This is a genomic window from Polaromonas sp. (assembly GCF_039932935.1).
Taxonomy (GTDB): Bacteria; Pseudomonadota; Gammaproteobacteria; order Burkholderiales; family Burkholderiaceae_C; genus Polaromonas.
Window position 1 is genome coordinate 1 of the sequence record NZ_JBDTPB010000083.1, and the last position, 24,166, is coordinate 24,166.

The 24,166-nt window shown below is 62.3% G+C and carries 19 protein-coding genes; 9 read left to right on the forward strand and 10 right to left on the reverse strand.

Annotated elements, in window-relative coordinates:
* The 4 genes from ABI546_RS14720 to ABI546_RS14735 form a co-directional block, all read left to right on the forward strand.
* A partial coding sequence (locus ABI546_RS14720) for a hypothetical protein (protein ID WP_348047618.1) occupies nucleotides 1-122 on the forward strand: 122 nt, incomplete at its 5' end.
* The gene (carB, locus tag ABI546_RS14725; protein ID WP_348047545.1) at nucleotides 122-3,352 is read left to right on the forward strand and encodes a carbamoyl-phosphate synthase large subunit; all 3,231 of its coding nucleotides are present in this window, start codon (nucleotides 122-124) and stop codon (nucleotides 3,350-3,352) included. The genes ABI546_RS14720 and carB, both read left to right, overlap by 1 nt.
* Nucleotides 3,353-3,486: 134 nt before the next feature.
* Nucleotides 3,487-3,963, forward strand: a complete 477-nt coding sequence (gene greA / locus ABI546_RS14730; protein WP_348047547.1) for a transcription elongation factor GreA — start codon at nucleotides 3,487-3,489, stop codon at nucleotides 3,961-3,963.
* A 215-nt stretch (nucleotides 3,964-4,178) separates the two neighbouring features.
* The gene (locus ABI546_RS14735; protein ID WP_348047549.1) at nucleotides 4,179-4,622 is read left to right on the forward strand and encodes a DUF4149 domain-containing protein; all 444 of its coding nucleotides are present in this window, start codon (nucleotides 4,179-4,181) and stop codon (nucleotides 4,620-4,622) included.
* 152 nt (nucleotides 4,623-4,774) lie between these two features.
* Here ABI546_RS14735 and folD read toward each other — a convergent pair whose 3' ends face one another.
* The 3 genes from folD to ABI546_RS14750 all read right to left on the reverse strand — a co-directional run bounded on the left by folD (nucleotide 4,775) and on the right by ABI546_RS14750 (nucleotide 8,982).
* On the reverse strand, nucleotides 4,775-5,653 hold the full coding sequence (gene folD, locus ABI546_RS14740) for a bifunctional methylenetetrahydrofolate dehydrogenase/methenyltetrahydrofolate cyclohydrolase FolD (protein WP_348047550.1): 879 nt from the start codon (nucleotides 5,651-5,653) through the stop codon (nucleotides 4,775-4,777).
* Nucleotides 5,654-5,738: 85 nt separating this feature from the next.
* A complete protein-coding gene (locus ABI546_RS14745; protein WP_348047552.1) occupies nucleotides 5,739-6,365 on the reverse strand; it encodes a response regulator transcription factor in 627 nt (208 codons plus the stop codon).
* 49 nt (nucleotides 6,366-6,414) lie between these two features.
* Nucleotides 6,415-8,982: a PAS domain S-box protein gene (locus tag ABI546_RS14750; protein WP_348047554.1), complete on the reverse strand. Its 2,568-nt coding sequence runs from the start codon at nucleotides 8,980-8,982 to the stop codon at nucleotides 6,415-6,417.
* A 344-nt stretch (nucleotides 8,983-9,326) separates the two neighbouring features.
* Between ABI546_RS14750 and aceE the strand changes: the two genes are divergently transcribed.
* From aceE to ABI546_RS14775, 5 genes are all read left to right on the forward strand, one after another.
* Nucleotides 9,327-12,050 (forward strand): pyruvate dehydrogenase (acetyl-transferring), homodimeric type, encoded by a 2,724-nt coding sequence (aceE, locus tag ABI546_RS14755; RefSeq protein ID WP_348047556.1) that lies wholly within the window; start codon nucleotides 9,327-9,329, stop codon nucleotides 12,048-12,050.
* A 63-nt stretch (nucleotides 12,051-12,113) separates the two neighbouring features.
* Nucleotides 12,114-13,796 carry a dihydrolipoyllysine-residue acetyltransferase gene (gene aceF, locus ABI546_RS14760; RefSeq protein WP_348047558.1) on the forward strand — a complete coding sequence of 561 codons (1,683 nt, stop codon included), beginning with the start codon at nucleotides 12,114-12,116 and terminating at the stop codon, nucleotides 13,794-13,796.
* A gap of 15 nt (nucleotides 13,797-13,811) precedes the next feature.
* Nucleotides 13,812-14,402: an MFS transporter gene (locus ABI546_RS14765; RefSeq protein WP_348047560.1), complete on the forward strand. Its 591-nt coding sequence runs from the start codon at nucleotides 13,812-13,814 to the stop codon at nucleotides 14,400-14,402.
* Complete coding sequence (gene lpdA / locus ABI546_RS14770; protein WP_348047562.1) at nucleotides 14,399-16,252, forward strand: dihydrolipoyl dehydrogenase; 1,854 nt, start codon at nucleotides 14,399-14,401, stop codon at nucleotides 16,250-16,252. The genes ABI546_RS14765 and lpdA overlap by 4 nt, the downstream gene beginning before the upstream one ends.
* A gap of 342 nt (nucleotides 16,253-16,594) precedes the next feature.
* Nucleotides 16,595-18,034, forward strand: coding sequence for a reverse transcriptase family protein (locus ABI546_RS14775; protein WP_348047564.1), 1,440 nt, complete (start codon nucleotides 16,595-16,597; stop codon nucleotides 18,032-18,034).
* Between the two features lie 3 nt (nucleotides 18,035-18,037).
* Here ABI546_RS14775 and soxA read toward each other — a convergent pair whose 3' ends face one another.
* The 7 genes from soxA to ABI546_RS14810 all read right to left on the reverse strand — a co-directional run bounded on the left by soxA (nucleotide 18,038) and on the right by ABI546_RS14810 (nucleotide 24,164).
* Nucleotides 18,038-18,811: a sulfur oxidation c-type cytochrome SoxA gene (gene soxA / locus ABI546_RS14780; protein WP_348047566.1), complete on the reverse strand. Its 774-nt coding sequence runs from the start codon at nucleotides 18,809-18,811 to the stop codon at nucleotides 18,038-18,040.
* Nucleotides 18,808-19,131, reverse strand: a complete 324-nt coding sequence (gene soxZ, locus ABI546_RS14785) for a thiosulfate oxidation carrier complex protein SoxZ (RefSeq protein WP_348047568.1) — start codon at nucleotides 19,129-19,131, stop codon at nucleotides 18,808-18,810. Before soxZ ends, soxA begins: the two co-directional genes overlap by 4 nt.
* Nucleotides 19,132-19,268: 137 nt before the next feature.
* Nucleotides 19,269-19,751 carry a SoxY-related AACIE arm protein gene (locus tag ABI546_RS14790; protein ID WP_348047570.1) on the reverse strand — a complete coding sequence of 161 codons (483 nt, stop codon included), beginning with the start codon at nucleotides 19,749-19,751 and terminating at the stop codon, nucleotides 19,269-19,271.
* An 11-nt stretch (nucleotides 19,752-19,762) separates the two neighbouring features.
* Nucleotides 19,763-20,221 (reverse strand): sulfur oxidation c-type cytochrome SoxX, encoded by a 459-nt coding sequence (gene soxX / locus ABI546_RS14795; RefSeq protein ID WP_348047572.1) that lies wholly within the window; start codon nucleotides 20,219-20,221, stop codon nucleotides 19,763-19,765.
* Entirely contained in the window at nucleotides 20,218-22,407 is a 2,190-nt protein-coding gene (locus ABI546_RS14800; RefSeq protein ID WP_348047574.1) for a molybdopterin cofactor-binding domain-containing protein, read from the reverse strand. The genes soxX and ABI546_RS14800 overlap by 4 nt, the downstream gene beginning before the upstream one ends.
* A complete protein-coding gene (locus ABI546_RS14805) occupies nucleotides 22,404-22,907 on the reverse strand; it encodes a (2Fe-2S)-binding protein (RefSeq protein WP_348047576.1) in 504 nt (167 codons plus the stop codon). The genes ABI546_RS14800 and ABI546_RS14805 overlap by 4 nt, the downstream gene beginning before the upstream one ends.
* 141 nt (nucleotides 22,908-23,048) lie before the next feature.
* Nucleotides 23,049-24,164: a winged helix DNA-binding domain-containing protein gene (locus ABI546_RS14810; protein WP_348047577.1), complete on the reverse strand. Its 1,116-nt coding sequence runs from the start codon at nucleotides 24,162-24,164 to the stop codon at nucleotides 23,049-23,051.
* Nucleotides 24,165-24,166 lie beyond the last annotated feature (2 nt).

The window sequence follows — 24,166 nt, forward strand, 5'->3', positions numbered from 1 at the left end:
GCACCGACAAGCCGGCGTTCTGCTTCCAGGGCCACCCTGAAGCGTCGCCCGGTCCGCACGACATTTCATACTTGTTTGACCGTTTCACCGCCCTCATGGAACAGCATGGAGGGAAAAAATAATGCCAAAACGCACAGACATCAAGAGCGTCCTCATCATCGGCGCCGGTCCCATCATCATCGGCCAGGCCTGTGAGTTCGACTACTCCGGCGTGCAGGCCTGCAAGGCGCTGCGCGAGGAGGGCTACAAGGTCATCCTGATCAACAGCAATCCCGCTACGATCATGACCGACCCGGCCACCGCCGACGTCACCTACATCGAACCCATCACCTGGCAAACGGTTGAAAAAATCATCGCCAAGGAGCGCCCCGACGCCATCCTGCCGACCATGGGTGGTCAAACTGCGCTCAACTGTGCGCTCGACCTCTGGCACAACGGCGTGCTCGATAAATACAAGGTCGAGCTGATCGGCGCCAAGCCCGAAGCCATCGACAAGGCCGAAGACCGCCTGAAGTTCAAGGACGCGATGACCAAGATCGGTCTCGGTTCTGCGCGCTCCGGCATTGCGCACAGCATGGAAGAAGCCTGGACCGTGCAGAAGACGCTAGGCTTTCCGACCGTCATTCGCCCCAGCTTCACGCTGGGCGGCACCGGTGGTGGCATCGCCTACAACTCCGAAGAGTTTGAAGTCATCTGCAAGCGCGGCCTTGAAGCGTCACCTACCAACGAGCTGCTGATTGAAGAGTCGCTGCTTGGCTGGAAAGAGTACGAGATGGAAGTCGTGCGCGACACCGCCGACAACTGCATCATCGTCTGCTCGATTGAAAACCTGGACCCGATGGGCGTCCATACTGGCGACTCGATCACGGTCGCCCCTGCCCAGACGCTGACCGACAAGGAGTACCAGATCCTGCGCAATGCGTCTCTGGCTGTGCTGCGCGAAATCGGTGTGGACACCGGCGGCTCCAACGTGCAGTTCTCCATCAACCCGGTCGATGGCCGTATGGTCGTGATCGAAATGAATCCGCGCGTCTCGCGCTCCTCCGCACTGGCCTCCAAGGCTACGGGTTTCCCGATCGCCAAGGTCGCCGCCAAGCTGGCGGTCGGCTACACGCTCGACGAGCTGCGCAACGAAATCACCGGCGGCGCGACCCCTGCGAGCTTTGAGCCCAGCATTGACTACGTCGTCACCAAAATTCCGCGCTTCGCGTTTGAGAAATTCCCCGCTGCCGATTCGCGCCTGACCACGCAGATGAAATCCGTCGGCGAGGTGATGGCCATGGGCCGCACCTTCCAGGAGTCCTTCCAGAAAGCGCTGCGCGGCCTGGAAGTCGGCGTCGACGGCATGAACGAGAAGACGCAAGACCGCGAAGTGCTCGAGAAAGAGCTCGGCGCGCCTGGCCCCGATCGCATCTGGTACGTCGGCGATGCGTTTGCGCTCGGCATGAGCGTCGATGAAGTGTTCGCGCTGACCAAGATTGATCCGTGGTTCCTCGTACAGATCGAGCAAATCGTCAAGATTGAACTCGAACTCGAAACCACCTCGCTCGACAAGATCGATACCGTCACCTTGCGCGCGTTGAAGCAAAAAGGTTTCTCTGATCGCCGCCTGGCCAAGCAACTCAAGACCACCGACACGGCCATCCGCGAAAAGCGCCGCGCACTGGGCGTGCGCCCGGTCTACAAACGCGTGGACACCTGCGCTGCCGAGTTTGCGACCAACACCGCTTACATGTATTCGACCTACGAGGCCGAAGGCAGCGAGTGCGAAGCCGCGCCCACCGACAAGAAAAAGATCATGGTGCTGGGCGGCGGGCCCAACCGCATCGGGCAGGGCATCGAGTTTGACTATTGCTGTGTGCACGCGGCGCTGGCCATGCGCGAAGACGGTTACGAGACCATCATGGTCAACTGCAACCCCGAGACCGTCTCCACCGACTACGACACCTCGGACCGTCTCTATTTCGAGCCGCTGACGCTCGAGGACGTGCTCGAGATCGTCGACAAGGAAAGACCGCTGGGCGTGATCGTGCAGTACGGCGGCCAGACGCCCTTGAAGCTGGCGTTGGATCTCGAAGCCAATGGCGTGCCCATCATCGGCACCTCGCCCGACATGATCGACGCGGCAGAAGACCGTGAGCGCTTCCAGAAACTCCTGCACGAACTGAAGCTGCGCCAGCCACCCAACGCCACGGCTCGCACCGAGCCAGAGGCGCTTGAAAAGGCCGCTGCACTGGGCTATCCCCTGGTCGTCCGACCCAGCTATGTCCTGGGTGGCCGCGCCATGGAAATCGTGCATGAGCAGCGCGACCTCGAGCGCTACATGCGCGAGGCCGTCAAGGTGAGCCATGATTCGCCCGTTCTGCTGGATCGTTTCCTGAACGACGCAATCGAATGCGATGTCGACTGCATCCGTGACTCTGCCGGCACCACTTTCATTGGTGGCGTGATGGAGCACATTGAACAAGCCGGCGTACACAGTGGTGATTCCGCCTGTTCTTTGCCTCCTTATTCGCTGCATGCCGATACGGTCACCGAGATCAAACGCCAGACGGCTGCGATGGCGCAGGCGCTGAATGTCGTGGGCCTCATGAACGTTCAGTTCGCGATCCAGAACATCGACGGCAAGGACGTGATCTACGTGCTGGAAGTCAACCCGCGTGCTTCGCGGACCGTGCCTTTTGTCAGCAAAGCCACCGGCATTCAGCTGGCCAAAGTAGCGGCACGCTGCATGGTCGGCCAGTCGCTGGCCTCGCAAGGCATCAAGGACGAAGTCACGCCGCCTTACTTCAGCGTGAAGGAGGCCGTGTTCCCCTTCGTCAAGTTTCCCGGTGTGGACACCATTCTCGGCCCCGAGATGAAATCCACAGGCGAGGTGATGGGCGTTGGCAAGACCTTCGGCGAAGCGTTTGTGAAGTCGCAATTGGGCGCGGGCACCAAGCTGCCGACGTCGGGCAAGGTCTTTCTCACCGTCAAGAACAACGACAAGCCGCGCGCAGTGGAAGTCGCTCGCACACTGGCAGCTCTCAAGTTTGACATAGTGGCCACCAAAGGCACCGCGGCGGCGATCCAGGCGGCCGGCATTGCCTGCGGCGTGGTCAACAAGGTCACAGAAGGCCGCCCTCACGTGGTGGACATGATCAAGAACAATGAAATCGCGTTGGTCATCAACACCGTCGAAGAGCGGCGCAATGCCATCACCGATTCGCGGCAGATTCGCACTTCGGCGCTGCTGGCCCGCGTGACGACGTACACCACGATTGCCGGCGCTGAAGCGGCCGTTGAGGGCATGAAATACCTCGACAACCTGGCGGTCTATTCCGTGCAGGAGCTGCACGCGCAGCTGGGTTGATGCCTCTGATAACCCGGGTTTTTTCCGGGTTATCGCCGGCCCGATTTGCATTAAACTTGTTCGATTGAAATTTTGGATTCAAGCGCCGCCGCCAGGTGACTGGTGGCGGTTTCGCTTTTGCAGGAGCAAAAAACATGGCAACCATCCCCATCACCAAGCGCGGCGCAGAGAGCCTGAAGGCCGAACTGCACCAACTGAAAACTGTTGACCGTCCCTGGGTCATCAACTCCATTTCCGAAGCGCGCGCCCAAGGCGATTTGAGCGAAAACGCCGAATACGACGCCGCCAAGGACCGCCAGGGCTTTATAGAGGGCCGTATTCAGGAAATCGAAGGCAAGCTTTCCGCCGCGCAAATCATTGACCCGACCGCGCTGGATGCCGGCGGAAAAGTGGTTTTTGGTTCCACCATTGAGCTGGAAGACGAAGAGACCGGCGACAAGGTGACCTACCAGATCGTCGGCGAAGACGAGGCCGACATCAAGCTGGGCCGCGTCAACATCGGCTCACCGATTGCGCGCGCGCTGATCGGCAAGAATGAAGGCGACACCGCCGAGGTGCAAGCGCCCGGTGGCATCAAGCGCTACGAAATTATTTCGGTCATGTACCTATAGTGCCCCCACGTTCGGTCACTGCGAGCCTGCGGCAGCTCTCTGCCCCTTGCACTGGTGAAGGGGCCGCTGCGCCTGCGGGCCGGCAGAGCCGGACCCGCGGCCCCGGCTTGAAAAGAGAAGAACCGCCACGTTCGCACTTACATCTGTTCACCCGCATCTCGTCGAAGGATACCTTGGCGTCCTGGTTGCCGGGGCGCGGCTAACTTCGCACGGTCATGACGACCCGGTCACGCATCAGCATCCTGCTGGCCGCTCTGTGGTGGGGCAGCCTGAGCGCGCTGGGTTTTCTGGTGGTGCCCATGCTGTTTGTGCACCTGCCTAGTCCGGCGGCCGCTGGCGCCATGGCCGCCAAACTGTTTACCGTCCAAACCTGGCTGAGCATTGCCTGCTCTTTCCTCCTGTTGCTGGTTCTCAAGGGAAAAGAAGCTGCAGCCCTTACACCGTCTGCGCAAGCTGCTATGAAATATGTAGTGGCCGGGTTGCTGCTGGCGGTGCTTGTCGAGTTTGGCGTGGCGCCGCACATCGTCAGCGCCCGGGCTGAAGGGGGCAACCTCAAACTGTGGCACGGTCTGGGCAGCGCCATGTACCTGGCGCAGTGGCTGGCGGCGGGCTGGACGCTATGGTGTCTGAGCCGCTCGACGCCAACCGGAACCAACTGAATTTCTCCTGGCAAGAAGGAGTCGCAGGTTGGAGCGACCCTCGACAGGCGATGACCGGACACGGCAAGCGGGGTTCTTCTCTTTTCAAGCAGGGGCCGCGGATCTGGCTTTGCCAGTCCGCAGGCGCAGCGGCCCCCTCGGGGGGCAGGGAGTTACACGGAGTGAACGACCGTGGGGGCTCGCTCAGCCGCTTCCAGCGTATTGACCAGCAGCATGGTGATGGTCATCGGTCCCACGCCGCCCGGCACGGGCGTGATGTAGCCCGCAACTTCTTTGACGCCGTCAAAGTCCACATCGCCGCAGAGCTTGCCTTGGTCGTTCCGGTTCATGCCCACATCGATCACCACCGCACCCGGCTTGACCATGTCGGCTGTCAGTACGTTGCGCTTGCCCACGGCCGCGACGATCACATCGGCCTGCAGCGTCATGGCTTTGAGGTCTTTGGTCGCGCTGTGGCAGATAGTGACGGTCGCGTTCTTCTGCAGCAGCATCAGCGCCATCGGCTTGCCGACGATGTTGCTGCGGCCGATGACCACCGCATGTTTGCCTTTGAGGTCGTAGCCGTTGTCGTCGTTGAGGCTCTCCAGCATCTTCATGCAGCCATAGGGCGTGCAAGGCCAGAAACCGGGCTGGCCAACCATCAGTGCGCCGGCACTGGCCACATGAAAACCGTCGACGTCCTTGTCCGGCGAAATGGACTCGATGACCTTTTGCGCATCGATGTGGGCCGGCAGAGGCAGCTGGACGAGGATTCCATGGATCGTGGGATCGTTGTTCAATGCATCTACCCGGGCCAACAGCTCGGCTTCGCTCAGGGTTGCGGGGTATTTTTCAAGCACTGAATGCAAGCCGTTGTCTTCGCAGGCCTTCACCTTGTTGCGCACGTAGACCTCGCTGGCCGGGTTTTCGCCCACCAGCACCACGGCCAGGCCCGGCGTCACGCCGCGCGCGCGCAATGCGGTTGCGCGTTGCAAGACCTGGGCACGAAGCTGCTTTGAAAGGGCGTTTCCGTCAATCAGTTGGGCTGTCATCTTTATCGATTTTCAAGTAAAAACGCCCGCAAATCCAATCATCACGGGCGCAAGCAGCTATCTTAAAGATAGCAATAAGAGGGGATCAACCTTTGGGTGCGTTCGAACCCAGGGCGATTTTGAGCAGGTCGGCCACGGTGTTGGCGTTGAGCTTTTCCATGATGTTGGCGCGGTGCGCTTCCACCGTCTTGATGCTGATGCCCAGGTCGTCGGCGATTTGTTTGTTCAGGCGGCCCGCCACGATGCGTTCAAGCACCTGCGCTTCGCGCGAGGTGAGCTTGGCGAGCAGGGCGTCGCGGCTGGCGGATTGCTGGTAGTCGCTGAAGGCTTCCTTGGCCTGCTCGAGCATGCGCTCGACCAGGTTGACCAGGGCTTCTTCCTGGAAAGGCTTCTGGATGAAGTCCATGGCGCCTTTTTTCATGGTGTTGACCGCCATGGGCACGTCGCCGTGGCCGGTGATGAACACGATGGGGAGAGGTGACTTGCGCTCGACCAGGCGGTCCTGGAGTTCCAGCCCCGTCATGCCGCCCATGCGGATGTCGACGATCAGGCAGGCGACTTCGCGCGGGTCGTAGCGGGAGAGGAAAGTCTCGGCCGAGTCGTAGCAGCGGACGCGGTAGTCCTTGCCTTCGAGAAGCCACTGCAGGGAGTCGCGCACGCCCTCGTCATCATCGACAACGTAGACGGTACCTTTTTTCGGAATCAAGCTCATGCCAAACTTTCTTTCGTCAACTTTTCGGAAGACTGTTCTTGAGAGGGCCTCAACGAACGCCGGTGTCCTTGATTGCTACAGTATCGCTAGCAGGCGAAGCCGGTGCAAGCAGCGGTGTCACGGGGATCCAGAAGGTAAACCGGCACCCCACCACTTCGTCCCCATTGTAGAGGTTCTCGGCCTCCATTCTTCCCTGGTGGGACTCGACAATGCTGCGGCATAGTTTGAGGCCGATGCCCATGCCTTCAGCCTTGGTCGAATAGAAGGCTTCATACAGCCGGCCCATGACTTCGGGCGACAGGCCGCGGCCGGAATCCAGCACCGAGAACTCCACCACGGCCTGGTCTTCAATCTGTTTGGGCACCACGCGCAGTTCAACGCTGCGCCGCGCCGTCGGCAGGTGGGCCTGCTCGATCGACTCGGCCGCGTTCTTCATCAGGTTGATGAGCACCTGTTCGATCAGGATGGGGTCCACCATGATGTCGGGCAGGCGCGCCGCGATGTAGTGACTGAGCCTCACATGATGGCGGCGCAGCTCAATGTCGGCCAGCTCCATCGCGTTGCTGACCATGGTGGCCACGTCAGCCGAGCTGCGGTTGGGTTCACTGCGTTTGACGAAGGAGCGGATGCGCTGGATGATCTGGCCGGCGCGGTGGGCCTGTTTGGCGGTCTTTTCCAGGGCTACCAGCAAGTCTTCATTGCTGATTTGCTGCCCCTTGATCCGGGACACCATGCCATTGCAGTAGTTGTTGATGGCTGTGAGCGGCTGGTTGAGCTCGTGCGCCACGCTGGAGGCCATTTCACCCATGGTGATCAGCCGGCTGGCAGTCTGGGCGCGTTCATTTTGCTGGGCGGCTTGCTCTTCGGCGTGGCGTCGCGGCGTGATGTCGGTGGCAATCACCATCTGGGCCAGACGGCCGTCCACCCAGGTCAGGTAGCGCGAGCGAACTTCCAGCCATTTGCTCAGTTCAGGGACAAAGATCTCGGCGTTTTCTGTCTTCGCCGCCGTCAGTGTGTCGGTGGGAAAACCGGCAAGGCCGTCGACCGCGTCCAGGGCGTCGTCCGTGGGCATGGCGCTGGGCACGCCGGCCTGCGCGATCAGGTTCAGGTGGCCGGAAACCTCGCCGCCAAACCATGAGCGGTAGAGCTTGTTGGCGAACAGCAGTTCTTCACTGCCCAGCGGTGCGACGGACACCGCCGCGTCCAGACCTTCGAGCACCGTGGTGAAGCGTTCGTAAGAAGCCGTCAGCTCTTCGCGCACACGCTTGGGCTCGGTGATGTCGGTCATCGACGTCATCCAGCCGGTTTGCTGGCCGCGCGGATCGATCAGCGGCGAGACATACATGCGAGCGTCAAAAATCTGGCCGTTCTTGCGCTTGACGCGTACTTCAAAGCCACCGGGCGGCGTGCGGCCGTGCAGCTCGTCGTCCAGCCGTGCCATCAGCGTGTCGATTTCGCCTTCAGGCCAATGCGGGAAGGGCGGTGTGCGGCCGACCAAGTCGCTTTCGGTGAGGCCTGTCATCTGGCAGAAAGCCGGGTTCACATAGGTGATGCGGCCCTGCAGGTCGAGCGCGCGCATGCCGGTCAGCATGGAGTTTTCCATGGCACGGCGAAAGTTGGTTTCAGAGATCAGGGCCTGCTGGGCCTGCACGCGGCGCCGGGTATGGCGCCAGGTGCCCAGCAGCATCCACACCGTCAGTGCACTGAGCGCACTGACCAGCCAGAAAAAACCGCTGCCCACCACGCCCAGCGAGGCACGGTAGCCTTCGGCGCGTATCAGCAATCCGTTGCCCACCGGGGAAACCGGTATTTCGTACTCTGCCGCTGCGTCGGCCCACGGCAGCAGCCGGGCTGCAGGGTTGCGCGGAGGAGGGAGGTTGCCGGCCAACACCACGTTCTTGTCGTCGATCAGAGTGACGGCGTACTTGGCCGTGACGTCGGTGGGCACCCCAAAGCGCAGCAAGCCGTCAATCGAGTACTCACCCATGATGACACCGGCAAATTTTCCCTGGTCGTCGAGCGGGACTTGCAACTGCAGCGTCGGCGTGTTGTAACCATTGGCTTCCTTCGTAACCAGTGGCCGCGAATACACCGGTTGCCGCAGGTCCCTCGCCAGGTCATAGGTGCCGTCCGTTTCACCCACCTTGAGCTGGTCACCGGCGCCGCGCAACTGACTGGGATTGGCACTGGGCGACACATAAGCCACCTTGATGCGCCTTCGGCTGTCCACCCAGGTCACGGCCATCAGCTCGGGATACTGGTTAACCAGCGATTCAGCCTGCGAGATGAACTCTTCCGTGTCCACCTCCTTGTTGGAGACATCGCGCCCAATGCGCATCAACTGCTCTTGCCGCTCCAACAGGCGCAGGCGCAGGCGTTGCTGCGCGTACTCCACATCCCGCCTGACGGCCTGCTGTTCCCGGTCGATTTCCTCAATACGCAGATAGCCGAAGGCCGCGATCACAGCAGCCAGAAACAGCACCACAGCCAGCAAAGGGCCCAGTGTGATGAAGCGGTCCTGGCGCGATGGCGACTGCCTGCGCCACCAGCGCCGCCACAGGGCAAAGGTGGCTGAGTTCGCCGGGGTGTCGGCATTGGCGGGAGCGTGCTGGGTCATAAGAGGTGTTGCAGTTTAAGTGAGATGCCCTCTGAGAAGCAGGGTTGACCCTGATCTTTTAAGGTGAGCTGGTAGCCCGCAGCGCACACGCAGCGCAATCACCGCGCCATATTCCGGGCATGGCGCCCCGTGCTTTGCACGGGAAAGTTGAATTAATAAATTTCTTAATGTGAAATCAAAAAGCACAATTTGAAATTCACCAAATATTATGAGAAACTAGGGACTTGAATCTAATTTGCGTTAAAACACGCTTAGGCGCAAATGGACACAGGCTCCGTGCGCAGCCCGACAAGAGGCTGTAGTACGGATTAACAAGCTTTATCAGGCTACTCAGGAGACAAAAAATGGCTGCCATTCCGACCCAAGCGGGCGACAACCTGCGCGCTGCCGCCAACGACGCGCTGGACAAGGACACTCAGGAAACCCGCGAATGGATGGACGCCCTGTCCGCCGTCATCGAAAGTGAAGGCCCCGAACGCGCCCACTTCCTGCTTGAGCAACTCCTTGAGCATGCCCGCCAGAAAAGCATCGACATGCCTTTTTCGGCCAATACGGGTTATGTCAACACCATCGAAACCGACCACGAAGAGCGCTCGCCCGGCAACCTCGAAATCGAAGAGCGCCTGCGCGCCTACATGCGCTGGAACGCCATGGCCATGGTGGTCAAGGCCAACCGCCTGCATCCGGTGGATGGTGGCGACCTGGGTGGCCACATCGGCTCCTTCGCTTCGCTGGCCAGCCTGTTCGGCGCCGGCTTCAACCATTTTTGGCATGCCGAGAGTGAAAATCATGGCGGCGACTGCCTCTATATTCAGGGCCACGTGTCGCCCGGTGTGTATGCCCGTGCCTACCTTGAAGGCCGCCTGACCGAAGAGCAACTGCTCAACTTCCGCCAGGAAGTCGATGGCAAGGGCCTGTCCAGCTATCCGCACCCCAAGCTGATGCCCGAGTTCTGGCAGTTCCCCACCGTCTCCATGGGCCTTGGCCCGCTGATGGCGATCTACCAGGCACGCTTCCTCAAATACCTGCATGCCCGCGGCATTGCCAACACTGAAAACCGCAAGGTATGGGTGTTCTGCGGCGACGGCGAGATGGACGAAGTCGAGTCCATGGGCGCGATTGGCCTGGCCGCGCGCGAAAAGCTCGACAACCTTGTTTTCGTCATCAACTGCAACCTGCAGCGCCTCGATGGCCCGGTGCGCGGCAACGGCAAGATCATCCAGGAGCTCGAAGGCGAGTTCCGCGGTGCCGGCTGGAACGTCATCAAGCTGATCTGGGGCAGCAACTGGGACCCACTGCTCGCCCGCGACAAGGACGGTGCGCTCAAGAAGGTCATGATGGACACGGTCGACGGCGACTACCAGGCCATGAAGGCCAATGATGGTGCCTTCGTTCGCAAGCATTTCTTCGGCAAGGACCCGCGCACGCTCGAGATGGTCGCCAAGATGAGCGATGACGACATCTGGAACCTGCGCCGCGGCGGCCACGACTCGCAAAAGGTCTATGCAGCCTTCCATGCCGCCGTCAAGCACGAGGGCCAGCCCACTGTCTTGCTGATCAAGACCGTCAAGGGCTTCGGCATGGGCAAGATCGGCGAAGGCAAGAACAACGTCCACCAGACCAAGAAACTGGCCGACGAAGACATCAAGGCCTTCCGCGACCGCTTCAACATTCCGATCCCCGACAGCCAGCTCGCCGACATCCCGTTTTACAAGCCGGCCGACGACACACCCGAGATGCGTTACCTGCACGAGCGCCGCAAGGCCTTGGGCGGCTACCTGCCACATCGCCGCGTCAAGGCTGACGAGCAGTTCACCGTGCCCGCGCTGGAAACCTTCAAGTCGGTGATCGAACCCACGGCTGAAGGCCGCGAAATCTCGACAACGCAGGCGTATGTGCGCTTTCTCACGCAGCTGCTTCGCGACCAGGCCCTGGGCCCGCGCGTCGTGCCGATCCTGGTCGACGAAGCCCGCACTTTCGGCATGGAAGGCCTGTTCCGCCAGATCGGCATCTACAACCCCGATGGCCAAAAGTACACGCCGGTCGATAAAGACCAGGTGATGTACTACAAGGAAGACAAACAGGGCCAGATCCTGCAAGAGGGCATCAACGAAGCCGGCGGCATGAGCAGCTGGATCGCGGCAGCCACCTCGTACAGCACCAACAACCGGATCATGATCCCGTTCTACGTGTACTACTCGATGTTCGGCTTCCAGCGCGTCGGCGACCTGGCCTGGGCGGCCGGCGACATGCAGGCGCGCGGATTCCTGCTGGGCGGCACCTCGGGCCGCACCACGCTGAACGGCGAAGGTCTGCAGCACGAAGATGGCCACAGCCACATCCTGGCCGGCACGATTCCCAACTGCATCAGCTACGACCCGACATTTGCGCATGAAGTCGGCGTCATCCTGCACCACGGCCTCAAGCGCATGGTGGAAAAGCAGGACAACGTCTACTTTTACCTCACGCTGCTGAACGAGAACTACGCCATGCCCGGCCTCAAGCCCGGCACCGAAGAGCAGATCATCAAGGGCATGTACCTCTGCAAAGAGGGCGCAAAGCTCACCCCGCGCGTGCAGCTCCTCGGCTCCGGCACCATCCTGCGCGAATCCATTGCCGCGCAAGAGCTGCTTGAAAAAGAGTGGGGCGTTGCCGCCAACGTCTGGAGCTGCCCAAGCTTCAACGAGCTGGCCCGCGACGGCCAGAACGCCGAACGCTGGAGCCTGCTGCACCCGGCAGAAAAAGCCAAGGTGCCGTTTGTGGCCGAGCAGCTTGAAAAGCACACCGGCCCCGTCATCGCGTCGACCGACTACATGAAGGCCTACGCCGAGCAGATCCGCTCTTTCATCCCCAAGGGCCGCACCTTCAAGGTGCTGGGCACCGACGGTTTTGGCCGCAGCGACTTCCGCAGCAAGCTGCGCGAGCACTTCGAGATCAACCGCCACTACATCGTTGTGGCGGCGCTCAAGGCGCTCAGCGAAGAGGGCACGGTGCCGGTCGCCAAGGTGAGCGAAGCCATCAAGAAGTACGGCATCAATGTCGACAAGATCAATCCGCTTTACGCTTGAGTTAAAACCCTGACGTAGACGAACAGAACAGCACAGACGCCTGAAGCAAACGGAGACAAGAATATGGCAGTGGTAGACATTCAAGTTCCTGATATCGGGGATTTCGACGAAGTGACGGTGATCGAATTGCTGGTCAAACCCGGCGACACCGTGAAAGCAGAGCAGTCATTGATCACCGTGGAGTCCGACAAGGCTTCCATGGAAATCCCTTCCAGCCACGCGGGTGTGGTCAAGGAACTGAGGGTCAAGCTTGACGACAAGGTCAAGCAGGGCTCCGTGGTCCTGACGCTCGAGGTGGCTGGCGCCGAAGCCGCCCCTTCAGCACAAAAAGCAGCTGCAGACCAGGCTGCGCCCGCACCAGCCGCTAGCAAATCTGTAGCATCTCCGGCGCCGGCACCCGCAGCGGCCCCGGCCGCATCCGGCCCCGTCGAAGTCCGCGTGCCCGACATCGGCGACTTCAAGGACGTGTCCGTCATTGAAGTGCTCGTCAAACCCGGCGACACCATCAAGGTCGAGCAGTCGCTGATCACGGTCGAGTCCGACAAGGCCTCGATGGAGATCCCGTCGTCCGCTGCCGGTGTACTCAAAGAGCTCAAGGTCAAGATGGGCGACATCGTCAACATCGGCGACCTGCTGGCCATCCTCGAAGGTTCTGTGGCTGCCGGCGCATCGCCTGCACCGGCTCCGGCGCCAGCCGCAGCAGCGCCCGCTGCATCCGCCGCCGCACTTGCTCCAGCACCTGCTCCAGCACCCGCTACCGCATCGGCTCCCGCCAGCCAGCCGGCCCACGACCCCACGACCGCACCTCAAGGCAACCTGCCGCATGCCTCACCCTCCGTGCGCAAGTTCGCACGCGAGCTCGGTGTGCCGCTGGCAGAAGTCAAAGGCAGCGGTCCCAAAGGCCGCATCACGCAAGACGACATCCAGGTCTTTACCAAGTCGGTGATGGACGGCAGCGTCCGCACCCAGGCGCAGGCCGCCAAGGCGCCCGCTTCCTCGGGCGGCGGCGCAGGGCTTGACCTGCTGCCATGGCCGAAGGTCGACTTCACCAAGTTCGGCCCGGTTGAGCGCAAAGACATGTCGCGCATCAAGAAGATCAGCGGCGCCAACCTGCTGCGCAACTACGTGATGATCCCGCATGTCACCAACCACGACGATGCCGACATCACCGAGCTCGAAGCCTTCCGCGTTTCGACCAACAAGGAAAACGAAAAGGCCGGCCTGAAGGTCACCATGCTCGCTTTCCTGATTAAGGCCAGCGTTGCGGCGCTGAAGAAATTCCCCGAGTTCAATGCCTCGCTGGACGGCGACCAGCTGGTCTACAAGCAGTATTACCACATCGGTTTTGCCGCCGACACGCCCAACGGGCTGGTCGTTCCCGTGCTGAGGGACGCCGACAAAAAAGGCGTGCTACAGATCAGCCAGGAAATGGGCGAGCTGGCCAAGAAGGCGCGCGACGGCAAGCTCACGCCTGCTGAAATGCAGGGCGCCAGCTTCACCATTTCGTCGCTAGGCGGCATTGGCGGGCGTTACTTCACGCCCATCATCAATGCGCCGGAAGTCGCCATCCTTGGCGTGTCCAAGAGCCAGATGGAGCCCGTCTGGGACGGCAAGGCTTTCCAGCCGCGCCTCATGCTGCCAATGTCTTTGGCGTGGGATCACCGCGTGATCGATGGCGCCGGTGCCGCGCGCTTTAACGCCTATCTCGGGCAGATCCTCGCCGACTTCCGCCGCGTCCTGCTCTAAACAGAGAGCGGAACCATGACAACGCTTGTAGTCGTCAAGAAGGCGGGGCAGGTTGCCATCGCCGCCGACACGCTGGTGACTTTCGGCGACACCAGCCTGACCCACCGCTTCGAGGCCAACAGCAAGATCTTCAAGGTCGACACACCGGCCGGCATGAGCTATGTGGGTATGGCTGGCACGGTGGCGCATTTCCCGGTGCTGCGCCAGGCCATGGCGGCTCTTCCCAAGGACCAGCTCAAGCTGGGTTCTCGCGACGAGGTGTTCGGCACCTTCCTCAAGCTGCATCCGCTGCTCAAGGACACGTTCTTCCTTCAGACCAAGGAAGACGACAACGACCCCTACGAGTCCAGCCAGTTCACCGTGGTGATCGCCAATGCCAGTGGCATTTACGGTCTTTACAGCTACCGTGAAGTGTTTGAATTCAAGGAATTCTGGGGCATCGGTTCGGGCCGCAGCTTTGCACTCGGCGCCATGCATGCCGCCTGGGACAAAGCCAAAACCGCGCGCGAGGTGGCCATGGCCGGCCTGAACGCGGGCTGTGAGTTCGACAAAAACTCCGCCGGGCCTGTTGACATATTCACCCTTAAATTGAAAGCCTCCAAATGAGTGCATCCCCTGTGGTCGACATCAAGGTTCCGGACATCGGCGACTTCGACGAAGTGTCCGTGATTGAAGTGCTGGTCAAGGCCGGCGACACCATCAAGGCCGAGCAGAGCCTGATCACCGTTGAAAGCGACAAGGCCTCGATGGAAATCCCGTCGTCGTCGGCTGGCGTGGTCAAGGAGATCAAGGTCAAGGTGGGCGACAAGGTCAAGCAAGGCTCCGTCGTGCTGACGCTGGAAAGCACGGGCGCAGCCACCACGCCCGCCGTAGATTCAACACCAAAACAGGCTGCAGCCCAGGCAGATCCTGCGCAAGCAGCTCCTAAAACAGTAGCAAGCCCTGCGACCTCACCCGCCCCGGCCGCCGCCAGTTTCACCGGCTCGGCCGACCTGGACTGCGACATCCTGGTGCTGGGCGCCGGCCCCGGCGGCTATTCAGCCGCTTTCCGCGCCGCCGACCTGGGCCTGAAGGTGGTGCTGGTGGAGCGTTATGCCACGCTGGGCGGTGTCTGTCTGAATGTCGGTTGCATTCCCTCCAAAGCCTTGCTGCATGTGGCCGCCGTGATGGACGAGGTCAAGCATTTCGACAGCCTGGGCGTGAGTTTTGGTGAGCCCAGGCTCGACATCAACAAATTACGCACGCACAAGGAAAAAGTCGTCGGCAAGCTCACCGGCGGGCTGACAGCGATGGCCAAGATGCGCAAAGTCACCGTCGTGCGCGGCCTGGGCCAGTTTGTGGGTGCCCATCACCTCGAGGTTGAGGAAACCACCGGCAACGCGCAGGAAAAGTCAGGCAAAAAACAAACGATTGCGTTCAAGAACTGCATCATCGCCGCAGGCTCCCAGGCCGTGCGTCTGCCTTTCATGCCAGAAGACCCGCGCGTGGTGGACTCCACCGGCGCACTCAATTTGAAAGAGGTCCCCAAGCGCATGCTGATTCTCGGCGGCGGCATCATCGGCCTGGAAATGGGCACGGTGTATTCCACCCTGGGCGCGCGCCTGGACGTGGTGGAAATGATGGACGGCCTGATGCAGGGCGCTGACCGCGACCTGGTGAAGGTCTGGCAGAAGATGAATGCACCGCGTTTTGACAACATCATGCTCAAGACCAAAACCGTCGGCGCCAAGGCGACCGCCAAGGGCATTGAGGTGACGTTCGAAGGCGAGGGCGCACCCGCGCCGCAAACCTACGACCTCGTGCTTCAGGCCGTGGGCCGCACACCGAACGGCAAGAAGATTGCCGCCGACAAGGCCGGCGTGTCCGTGACCGACCGCGGCTTCATTCCTGTCGATATCCAGATGCGCACCAACGTGCCGCACATTTTTGCGATTGGCGACATCGTTGGCCAGCCCATGCTGGCGCACAAGGCGGTTCACGAGGCGCATGTGGCGGCCGAAGTGATTGCCGGTGAGCTGCAGGGCAACAAGGAGCTGGCCAGCGCCGCCTTCAACGCGCGCGTGATCCCCAGCGTGGCCTACACCGACCCGGAAATCGCCTGGGTCGGCCTCACCGAAGACCAGGCCAAGGCGCAAGGCATCAAGGTCAAAAAAGGACTGTTCCCGTGGAACGCTTCCGGCCGCGCCATTGCCAATGGCCGCGACGAAGGCTTTACCAAGCTGCTGTTCGATGATTCACCGGAGGCCCACGGCCACGGCAAGATTCTCGGCGGCGGCATGGTCGGCACTCACGCCGGCGACATGATCGGCGAGGTGGCTCTGGCCATCGAGATGGGCGCGGACGCCGTCGACATCGGCAAGACCATCCACCCGCACCCGACGCTGGGCGAAAGCATCGGCATGGCGGCGGAAGTGGCACACGGAAGTTGTACGGATCTGCCGCCTGCGCGCAAGTAGGCTGGTGATTTCGGTCCCGATGCCCGTCGCCATGTGTGGCGATGGGGCCTCATGTCGTGGATGGAGCGTCTCCCGACCCCATGCCCAGCGTGTTGTTTTGTGGTCGACTTCCCAACGAACAGGGGGCGTCTAAGCGCCGTCCCCCTTAGAATTTACGCGGCGGCCGGCTTTTCAAGTGATGCGAGGAATGAGGTGATTCGTTGCCGCGTTCCCGCACTATGGGGTACCCCCATGGTTGTTTGTCTGCCTTACATTTCGGTGCGTGGGCCCCATTGCGCATTCGCGCAAGAGCGCTCACGCGAGACCCGCCGGTTGAAGTGCCGGCTGCCAACCTGATTTCTTATGCGCCAAAGCGGCTATCGGACCTGGATTGCACGCGGCATTGCCCGGGCCTTGCTGGCAGATGTGGACCGGCCTGGCGCCACTACTCTTGAGGCGCTGCAAGCGCGTGCCGCGCAGGCGCTCGGCGAACGGCCCACCTGGCTGACGCCGTTACTCGAACCGCTGGCCGCACTCTCGGTCATAACCTGGCGCAAGTTCGACGTCTCTTCACTGGCGCGGCGCATCGAAGTTACCGGTGCCTTCGAGCGGTGCGCCTATGGTAACGAGGATGACGAGGATGACGAGGGCGGAAACGAACCGGGATACGACGCTGAGGAGGACGAGGACCAACAAGATGGTTTCAGCTTCGGTCAGATCTTCGAGGGACACCAGCAGCCGCGCATACGCCGCCTGATACTGCGGCCGGCCCTCATGCGTCCACGACCGCTGGGTCTTGAGAGTTGCCTGCTGCCCGAGATCGCAACGGCGGGCGATCTGGCGCGCTGGCTGAAACTGACGACCGAACAACTGAACTGGCTGGCCCCTGAAGCTCCGGCATGGACCGAGCATTACCGCTATCGCCTATTGCCGAAAAACTCGGGTGGACTGCGTCTGCTCGAAGTGCCTAAGGTCGAGCTCAAACGTGTGCAACGGCAACTGCTGACCGGGCTGCTGCGCCAGGTGCCAGTGCACGAAGCGGCTCATGGTTTCACATGCGGACGCTCGATCAAGAGCCATGCCGCGGCGCACCTGGGACAGGCGGTGGTGATCCGCTTCGACCTGCGCGACTTTTTTGGCAGTGTCAGCGCGGCGCAGGTCAGGGCGGTCTGGTACACCCTAGGCTACCCCGAGGGGGTGGCACGCGCGCTAACGGCGCTTTGCACCCACCGCACGGCGCGGATGGTCGTTGAACGCATGGCGGAAGATGGCGGCCTGACCTGGATGGGCGCCAAACGCCTGCGATCGCCGCATTTGCCACAGGGCGGTCCGACCTCACCTGTGCTGGCCAACCTTTGTGCTTTCGGCCTCGATTTGCGGCTCGAAGGACTAGCGCACGTCTTCGGGGCGAGCTACACGCGTTATGCCGACGACTTGGTATTTTCGGGGCCGGAATCCCTGCGCCGGCAGTTCCGCGCGCTTGAGATCTGGGTTGCACAGATCGCCAGGACGGAGGGCTTTACGCTGCATAACGAGAAGACGCGCTGCCTGCCCCGGCATCGGCAACAACGCATCACAGGCGTCGTCGTCAACGAACGGATCAATGTCACACGTGAGGACTTCGACAGGCTCAAGGCTTGCCTGCACCAGAGCGCGTTGCACGGCCCCGCCTCGCAGAACCGGGAGCGGCACGCTGACTTCCGTTCGCATCTGCTTGGGCGTATCGGCTGGGTGGCACAGCTTAATCCACCGCGTGCGGAGAAGCTAATGAAACTGTTCGAGCGCATCGAGTGGGCAGCCTGAACTTTAAGGCCTGACACCCGGCGACTCCACCTTCATGCCCGTCGCGCGCTGATTCAGGTACAGCTCCAGCTCCACCAGCTCCTGCGCACCATAGGCAAACGGCTCGGCCCGCACGCCGCTCATGCAACCGCGAATGCGGCGCTGCAGCGAGCCTATCGCCTGCCATTCGAGTCGGTAGAGCGGATAGGCTGTCGGGTGGGCCTGCGGTATCACGCTGCCGGCCAGGCGCTGCCCGGCCAGGCTGTCGTGGCACTGCGCGCATGACAGGTTGAGCTGGCCGATGCGCTGCATGAAAAGCACCTCGCCGCGCTGGCGGTACGGCCGCAACCGTTCGTCAACAGGGGGTGCGAGGGGCAGGCCGCGTGACTGCAGTGCCACGTAGCTCTCCAGGCTCAGCAGTTCCTGGCTCTCGCTGCGCAGTGGCGCGGCCTGCTGGTGTTGCTGCCGGCACTGGTTGATGCGCTGGCTGAGCGTGATGGGGCGGCCCAGCTTGTCGTCAAACGCGGGGTATCGCGCCGACACGCCGCGCATGCTGCTCTGGGCTGTCGCATGGCAGCTGACGCAGGCCTTGCCGCTGGCGCCGGCGACGCGGTTCCACAGCGCCTCGCCCTCGCTCACGCCCAGCATGGCCGGATTGAGGGCATCGTCTTTCTGCATGGCCTGGGTGGACGCGCCCATGAACTCGAAGCCCGAGCGCCTGCTCTCTGCGGCTCCCGGCGCCTGCGCGCTGGCCGCAGCCACCACCAGGCACAGCAGCGCAGCGAACAAGTGCTTCATGCGGTAACGGTCAGGCTGAGGGTTTCCGTCTGGCTGAATCCGTTGTCGCCTTCCCATTTCAGCACCAGCGTGCCGCTCTCCGTGGCCAGGACATGAAAGGCAATGTAGGGATTGGCCGAGACGGCGGAAAACAGCTCGGCACTGAACACCGGCTCGCCGTTGTAGCGGCATGAGAAGGTCTGGATGATGTTGCGCGGCACGATCTTGCCGTCTTCACCGGGGCGAAAGCCGGTTTCCATTGGGTGGCCAATGGTGGTGCGGATCTCGATGACCTCCCCGCGTTTAGCGGTGCCAGCTGCGTGAATCAGTGTGCGGGCCATGGCAACAAGGTATTAGGCAAAAAGATGTCATCCTCTGCGCAAGCAGGGGCCGCGGGTCTGGCTTTGCCAGTCCGCAGGCGCAGCGGCCCCCACGGGGGGGCAGGGAGTTACGCAAAGCGAACGACCGTGGGGGCTCATTATTCAGTTTCAATGCAAGCAGCTAAAGTCACGATGACGTCTACCGTGTGTGACCAATAGCTGCCATCGCTCAGTTGCGCAATCGCCACCAGTTGCTGCGAAGTTGCCAGGCGAATGCGCGCGGTGGCACTGGCCTTGCCCGAGCGCGGCGTGAAGGCGAACCGGGCCACGTCGCGCTGCGGATTCTTCTCGTTGAAGACGGCAATGCTCTTGACGTAGTCGGTGGCTGTCATCGGGCTGTCGACCGCGACGGTAATAGGCACCACATTGCCGTTGTCCACCAGCTCGGCCACGTCAAGTGTGACCTTGCCGGATCGAATCTGCGCACCGCCCGTGTACGTGCGTATCGCCACCGCCAGGTCGCCCGTGGCCGCGATGGCAGGGCGCAGCACGACGCACAGGCCGACACCACCGGCACCGGCCAGCAGCTGGCGCCGGGTGAAAGGTGCGGGTGCAGCGGTAGGGGGTGATGAAGCCTGCACGTGTTGGGGCCCTAGTTTTTGAGGGTTTGCAAAAACGCCACCACATCCTCGATTTGCGCCGCATCCATGAGAGTTTTTCCTTGCCATGCGGTCCCCACGCGTTGCAGGCCGTCGGTGCGGTAATAGGCCGGCATGATGCTCGCCGGGTTCAGGCGCTGGGCGTCGGCAATGCGCAGGCGCAACTGGCCTTCGCTCCAGCGGCGGCCTGCGCCGGCCAGGTCGGGCGCCAGATTACCCTGAAAGTGATCTTCCGGAAACGGCCCGGTGTGGCACAGCAGGCACAGGCCTTGCTGGCGGCTCGCCACGAAGGCGCGGCCACGCACCGGGTCGCCGGCCTGCCCGGTGAGCGATTGGGGAATGCTGTCGCCGACCACAGGTGGCAACAGCAGGTCGCCTGTCGTCTGCTGTGCGAGCGCCGGCGCGGCCGTGTGCAAAACGCCGACCATCGTTAGCGCAGACCAAAACCTCATGCCTTCTTCAGGCTGTGGTTCTTCAGCGGCAGGTCGCGGATGCGTTTTCCCGTCGCGGCAAAAATGGCGTTCAGTACTGCCGGTGCCGCCACCGCAATCGTTGGCTCGCCCACGCCGCCCCAGAAGCCGCCCGAAGGCATGATGATGGTCTCGACCTTGGGCATCTCGTTCATCTTCAGGACCTGGTAGGTGTTGAAGTTTTCTTGCTCCATGCGACCGTCCTTCACGGTGCATTCGCCATACAGGGCGGCGGAAAGGCCATAGACGAACGAACCTTCGACCTGCGCCTCAATCTGCTGCGGATTGACGGCGTGGCCCGAGTCCGTGGCCGCCACGATGCGGTGCACCGTGAGCTTGCCTTCGGCATTGACGGAAACCTCCGCGCAGGCGGCCACATAGCTGCCGAAACCCATGCACTGGGCCAGGCCGTGGAAGTGGCCCGCCGGCAAGGGCTTGCCCCAGCCCGCGCGCTCGGCTGCGGCGTTGAGAACCGCCAGGTGCTTGGGGTGGTTGACCATCAGCTTGCGGCGCAGGGCCAGTGGGTCCTGTTTCGTGGCCAGGGCAATCTCGTCGATGAAGGACTCAAGGTAGATCGTGTTCTGGTTCAAGTTCACACCGCGCCAGAAGCCGGGCGGCACATGCGGGTTGCGCATCGCGTGGTCAATCAGCAAATTGGGGAAGCTGTAGCCGATGGATGCCTCGGGCGCCGGCGGGTTCAGTCCCTGAAAGACGACCGGGTCCTTGCCGTTGACGATGCTTTGCGGTGCCAGGCCCGCGAGGATGGACTGGCCTGAAATCCGCATGTGCAGCGCGGTCACGTTGCCCTGCGCGTCCAGCCCTGCCGTCATCTTGCACTGCGTGATCGGGTGGTAGCGGCCGTGCAGCATGTCTTCTTCACGCGACCAGATCAGCTTGATGTGCGTGCCCGGCATTTCTTTGGCAATCAGCACGGCTTGCGTCACGTAGTCGCTCTGGCCGCGCCGGCCGAAGCCGCCGCCCAGATGGATTTTGTAGACATCGCACTGTGCGCTGGGCAGGCCGGCGGCGGCTACGCAGGCGGCAAAGGCGGCTTCACCGTTTTGCGTCGGCGTCCAGACCTCGCAACGCTCCGGCGTCCATTTCGCCGTGGCGTTCATGGTTTCCATGGTGGCGTGGTTCTGGTAGGGGTAGGAGTAAGCCGCCTCGAGCTTGCGGGTGCTGGTAGCCAGCACGGCACGTGCATCGCCGTTGCTGTTGCCAACGATGGCCTCGGGAGCGTCCAGTCCTTCTTTCAGGAAGGCCTTGATGCTTTCGCTCGACACCTTCTCATTCGGGCCGTTGTCCCAGACCACGGGCAAAATTTCGAGGGCACTTTTGGCGCGCCACCAGGTGTCGGCCAACACGGCGACGGCGCTGTCGCCGACCCGCACCACTTTCTTGATGCCGGGCCGTTTTTCAATCGCGGCCGCATCAAAGCTTTTGAGCTTGCCGCCGAAGACCGGGCAGTCCTTGATGGCGGCGTTGAGCATGCCGGGGAAGACCAGGTCGCTGCCGTAGATCTGCTTGCCTGTCACCTTGTTTATGGTGTCCAGCCGCGCCAGGCGTTTGCCGGCAATCTTCCAGTCTTTCGGGTCTTTCAGGGCCACGGTTTCCGGTGGCGCCACCTTGGCGGCTGCCACGGCCACCTTGCCGTAGCTGGTCTTGCGTCCCGAGGGTGTATGGGTGATGACGCTGCTGGCAGCCGTGCATTCGGCCGCAGGCACTTTCCAGCCGTCGGCCGCCGCCTGCACCAGCATCATGCGGGCCGTGGCGCCGCCCTTGCGCACGTAGTCCTGTGACTGGCGTATGCCCTGGCTGCCGCCGGTGCCGAAGTTGCCCCACACGCGCTTGCGCGCCAGGTTCTGGCCGGGTGTCGGGTATTCGGTGCTGACCTTGGCCCAGTCGGCGTCGAGCTCCTCGGCCACGAGTTGCGCCAGGCCTGTGAGCGTGCCCTGGCCCATCTCCGAACGGGCAATGCGGATGATGATGGTGTCGTCGGGCTTGACGACGACCCACGCGTTGACTTCAGCGGGCAGCGCTTCCTGCGCCACGGCTGAGTCGGTGAAGGGAATGTGAAACGCGACGACCAGGCCGGCCGATGCGGATGTCCCGAGGAAACCGCGGCGGGACAGCCGCAGCGAGGCTGCTTTGGAAAGTACGGCGCTCATGTCGTGCTCCCGTCGGTGTGGCGAATGGACAAACCGGCACTGGCCGTCTTGCCGCCTTGTGCCACTACCTTGATCGCGGCGCGCACCCGGTTGTAGGTGCCGCAGCGGCAGATGTTGGTGATGTTCTCGCTGATGTCCGTATCGGTGGGATTGGGCTTGTCCCTGAGCAGGGCGGCTGCGGCCATGATCATGCCGCACTGGCAGTAGCCGCACTGCGGCACGTCCAGCGATGCCCAGGCTTTTTGCACGGGGTGCGAACCGTCGGGTGACAGACCCTCGATGGTCACGATTTTTTCCGTGGCACTGACGGTGGAGACAGGCCGCACACAACTTCGCGTGGGCACGCCGTCGATGTGCACCGTGCAGGCGCCACACTGTGCGACACCGCAGCCGTACTTGGTGCCGGTCAGACCAAGTTGCTCGCGGATCACCCACAGCAGCGGTGTGTCGTCCTCCGCTTCAAACTCACGCACGGTACCGTTGACGTTCAGTTTTGCCATGGATGCTCCTCAATATCGGAAGAACCAGGATAGGCCCCAGGCGATCGTAGCGCTGGCGCGCGGCGAACGCACTTGGGGTTTCTATACCTGAGTAATGTGCTGAGCCGCGAAGGCCGGGGTAAACCCTTGTGATGGAGAACTTCAGCGCACTTCAGCCAGCGGCAGGCCCACAAAGGCCGCATAGCGCTGCGCAGCCAGGCGTAGCGCGCCGGCGCTGCCGCGCGGCAGCGTCGCGAACGGCGTGGTGTGGATGCTGAGCGCACCTTTCTTTAGCTCGGCCTGCCAGGTGCCGGCCACGCGGCCGCCAAGCAGCAGCGCCGGGCGGAACAGGCCATTGGGAGTCATGAGCTTGCCGGCATGCGCGGTATCCATGATGGCCTGGCGGTCCGTGTAGCCCAGCACGTACTCGTCAAAGCCTGCCAGCAAGTGCAGCGCCGGCTTGAGGGCCGGCTGCGCTACGACCGGCATGCGTTTGGACCACCACACGGTGCCGCCCGCAAACAAAGCATGCGCGAGGCCGGGACCGGCCATCTCCAGCGCCGCCCTGGCTTCACCAGCCGCCAGGCCAGACCACCAGGTGAAGTCCGCCAGCGTGGCGGGACCGTGACTGGTGAAATAACGCTGCGCCAGTTTTAGCAACGCGTCCTCGCGAGGCAATGCAGGCTCCGTCGGCAGCCACTCGTCGAGCAAGGCATAGCGGGCTTGTTTGCCGTGTGGATCGCCGAGGCAGATCAGTCCGGTCTGGGCAGCGCGGTACAGGATGCGCCCGCCGCGCTGGCCTTTGGTTTCTATGCGGCGCTGCGCGAGTGCGGCAAAAAGTTCTACGCGCGTGAGCTGCCGGCCGCCTTGCAGGCACTGGCGTATGGCCGGCAGGATGGTGCGGAAAGCGGCGTCATCCAGCCCGACCTCCCGGTAGACGGCCGCGGTGCGGGTCAGCAGGACTGGCGCGGCCAGGGCCAGCAGCCAGCGCAAGTCAGCCGCGGCCGTCAGATGCAGGGTGCCACGCAAGACCCAGCTGCGCACCACCTTGCGTTGGGCCAGCGCCTTTTCGATTGCCGCATCGGTGATGGCGACATCGGCTGCAAAGCGTGAGCCGACCGCCCATCGTGCGTGGGCGTATTCCTGCGCTTGCACGGCGCCAAACCATTGCACGGCCTGGTCCGCTTTCTTGAAATCCACCGGGTGGACAGGGTAGGCGGCCAGGCGTTGGCTGGCCAGGCGTAACCCAATCAATTCCTGCCGCGAGATGCCCGCCATGC

What these genes read in the sequence shown, in the direction of transcription:
- folD (WP_348047550.1), bottom strand. Translation starts at nt 5,653, where the DNA reads ATGACAGCCCAACTGATTGACGGAAACGCCCTTTCAAAGCAGCTTCGT.
- ABI546_RS14750 (WP_348047554.1), bottom strand. Translation starts at nt 8,982, where the DNA reads ATGACCCAGCACGCTCCCGCCAATGCCGACACCCCGGCGAACTCAGCC.
- lpdA (WP_348047562.1), top strand. Translation starts at nt 14,399, where the DNA reads ATGAGTGCATCCCCTGTGGTCGACATCAAGGTTCCGGACATCGGCGAC.
- aceF (WP_348047558.1), top strand. Translation starts at nt 12,114, where the DNA reads ATGGCAGTGGTAGACATTCAAGTTCCTGATATCGGGGATTTCGACGAA.
- ABI546_RS14745 (WP_348047552.1), bottom strand. Translation starts at nt 6,365, where the DNA reads ATGAGCTTGATTCCGAAAAAAGGTACCGTCTACGTTGTCGATGATGAC.
- ABI546_RS14810 (WP_348047577.1), bottom strand. Translation starts at nt 24,164, where the DNA reads ATGGCGGGCATCTCGCGGCAGGAATTGATTGGGTTACGCCTGGCCAGC.
- soxX (WP_348047572.1), bottom strand. Translation starts at nt 20,221, where the DNA reads ATGAGGTTTTGGTCTGCGCTAACGATGGTCGGCGTTTTGCACACGGCC.
- ABI546_RS14805 (WP_348047576.1), bottom strand. Translation starts at nt 22,907, where the DNA reads ATGGCAAAACTGAACGTCAACGGTACCGTGCGTGAGTTTGAAGCGGAG.
- ABI546_RS14800 (WP_348047574.1), bottom strand. Translation starts at nt 22,407, where the DNA reads ATGAGCGCCGTACTTTCCAAAGCAGCCTCGCTGCGGCTGTCCCGCCGC.
- greA (WP_348047547.1), top strand. Translation starts at nt 3,487, where the DNA reads ATGGCAACCATCCCCATCACCAAGCGCGGCGCAGAGAGCCTGAAGGCC.
- aceE (WP_348047556.1), top strand. Translation starts at nt 9,327, where the DNA reads ATGGCTGCCATTCCGACCCAAGCGGGCGACAACCTGCGCGCTGCCGCC.
- ABI546_RS14775 (WP_348047564.1), top strand. Translation starts at nt 16,595, where the DNA reads ATGCGCCAAAGCGGCTATCGGACCTGGATTGCACGCGGCATTGCCCGG.
- ABI546_RS14735 (WP_348047549.1), top strand. Translation starts at nt 4,179, where the DNA reads ATGACGACCCGGTCACGCATCAGCATCCTGCTGGCCGCTCTGTGGTGG.
- ABI546_RS14765 (WP_348047560.1), top strand. Translation starts at nt 13,812, where the DNA reads ATGACAACGCTTGTAGTCGTCAAGAAGGCGGGGCAGGTTGCCATCGCC.
- soxA (WP_348047566.1), bottom strand. Translation starts at nt 18,811, where the DNA reads ATGAAGCACTTGTTCGCTGCGCTGCTGTGCCTGGTGGTGGCTGCGGCC.
- soxZ (WP_348047568.1), bottom strand. Translation starts at nt 19,131, where the DNA reads ATGGCCCGCACACTGATTCACGCAGCTGGCACCGCTAAACGCGGGGAG.
- carB (WP_348047545.1), top strand. Translation starts at nt 122, where the DNA reads ATGCCAAAACGCACAGACATCAAGAGCGTCCTCATCATCGGCGCCGGT.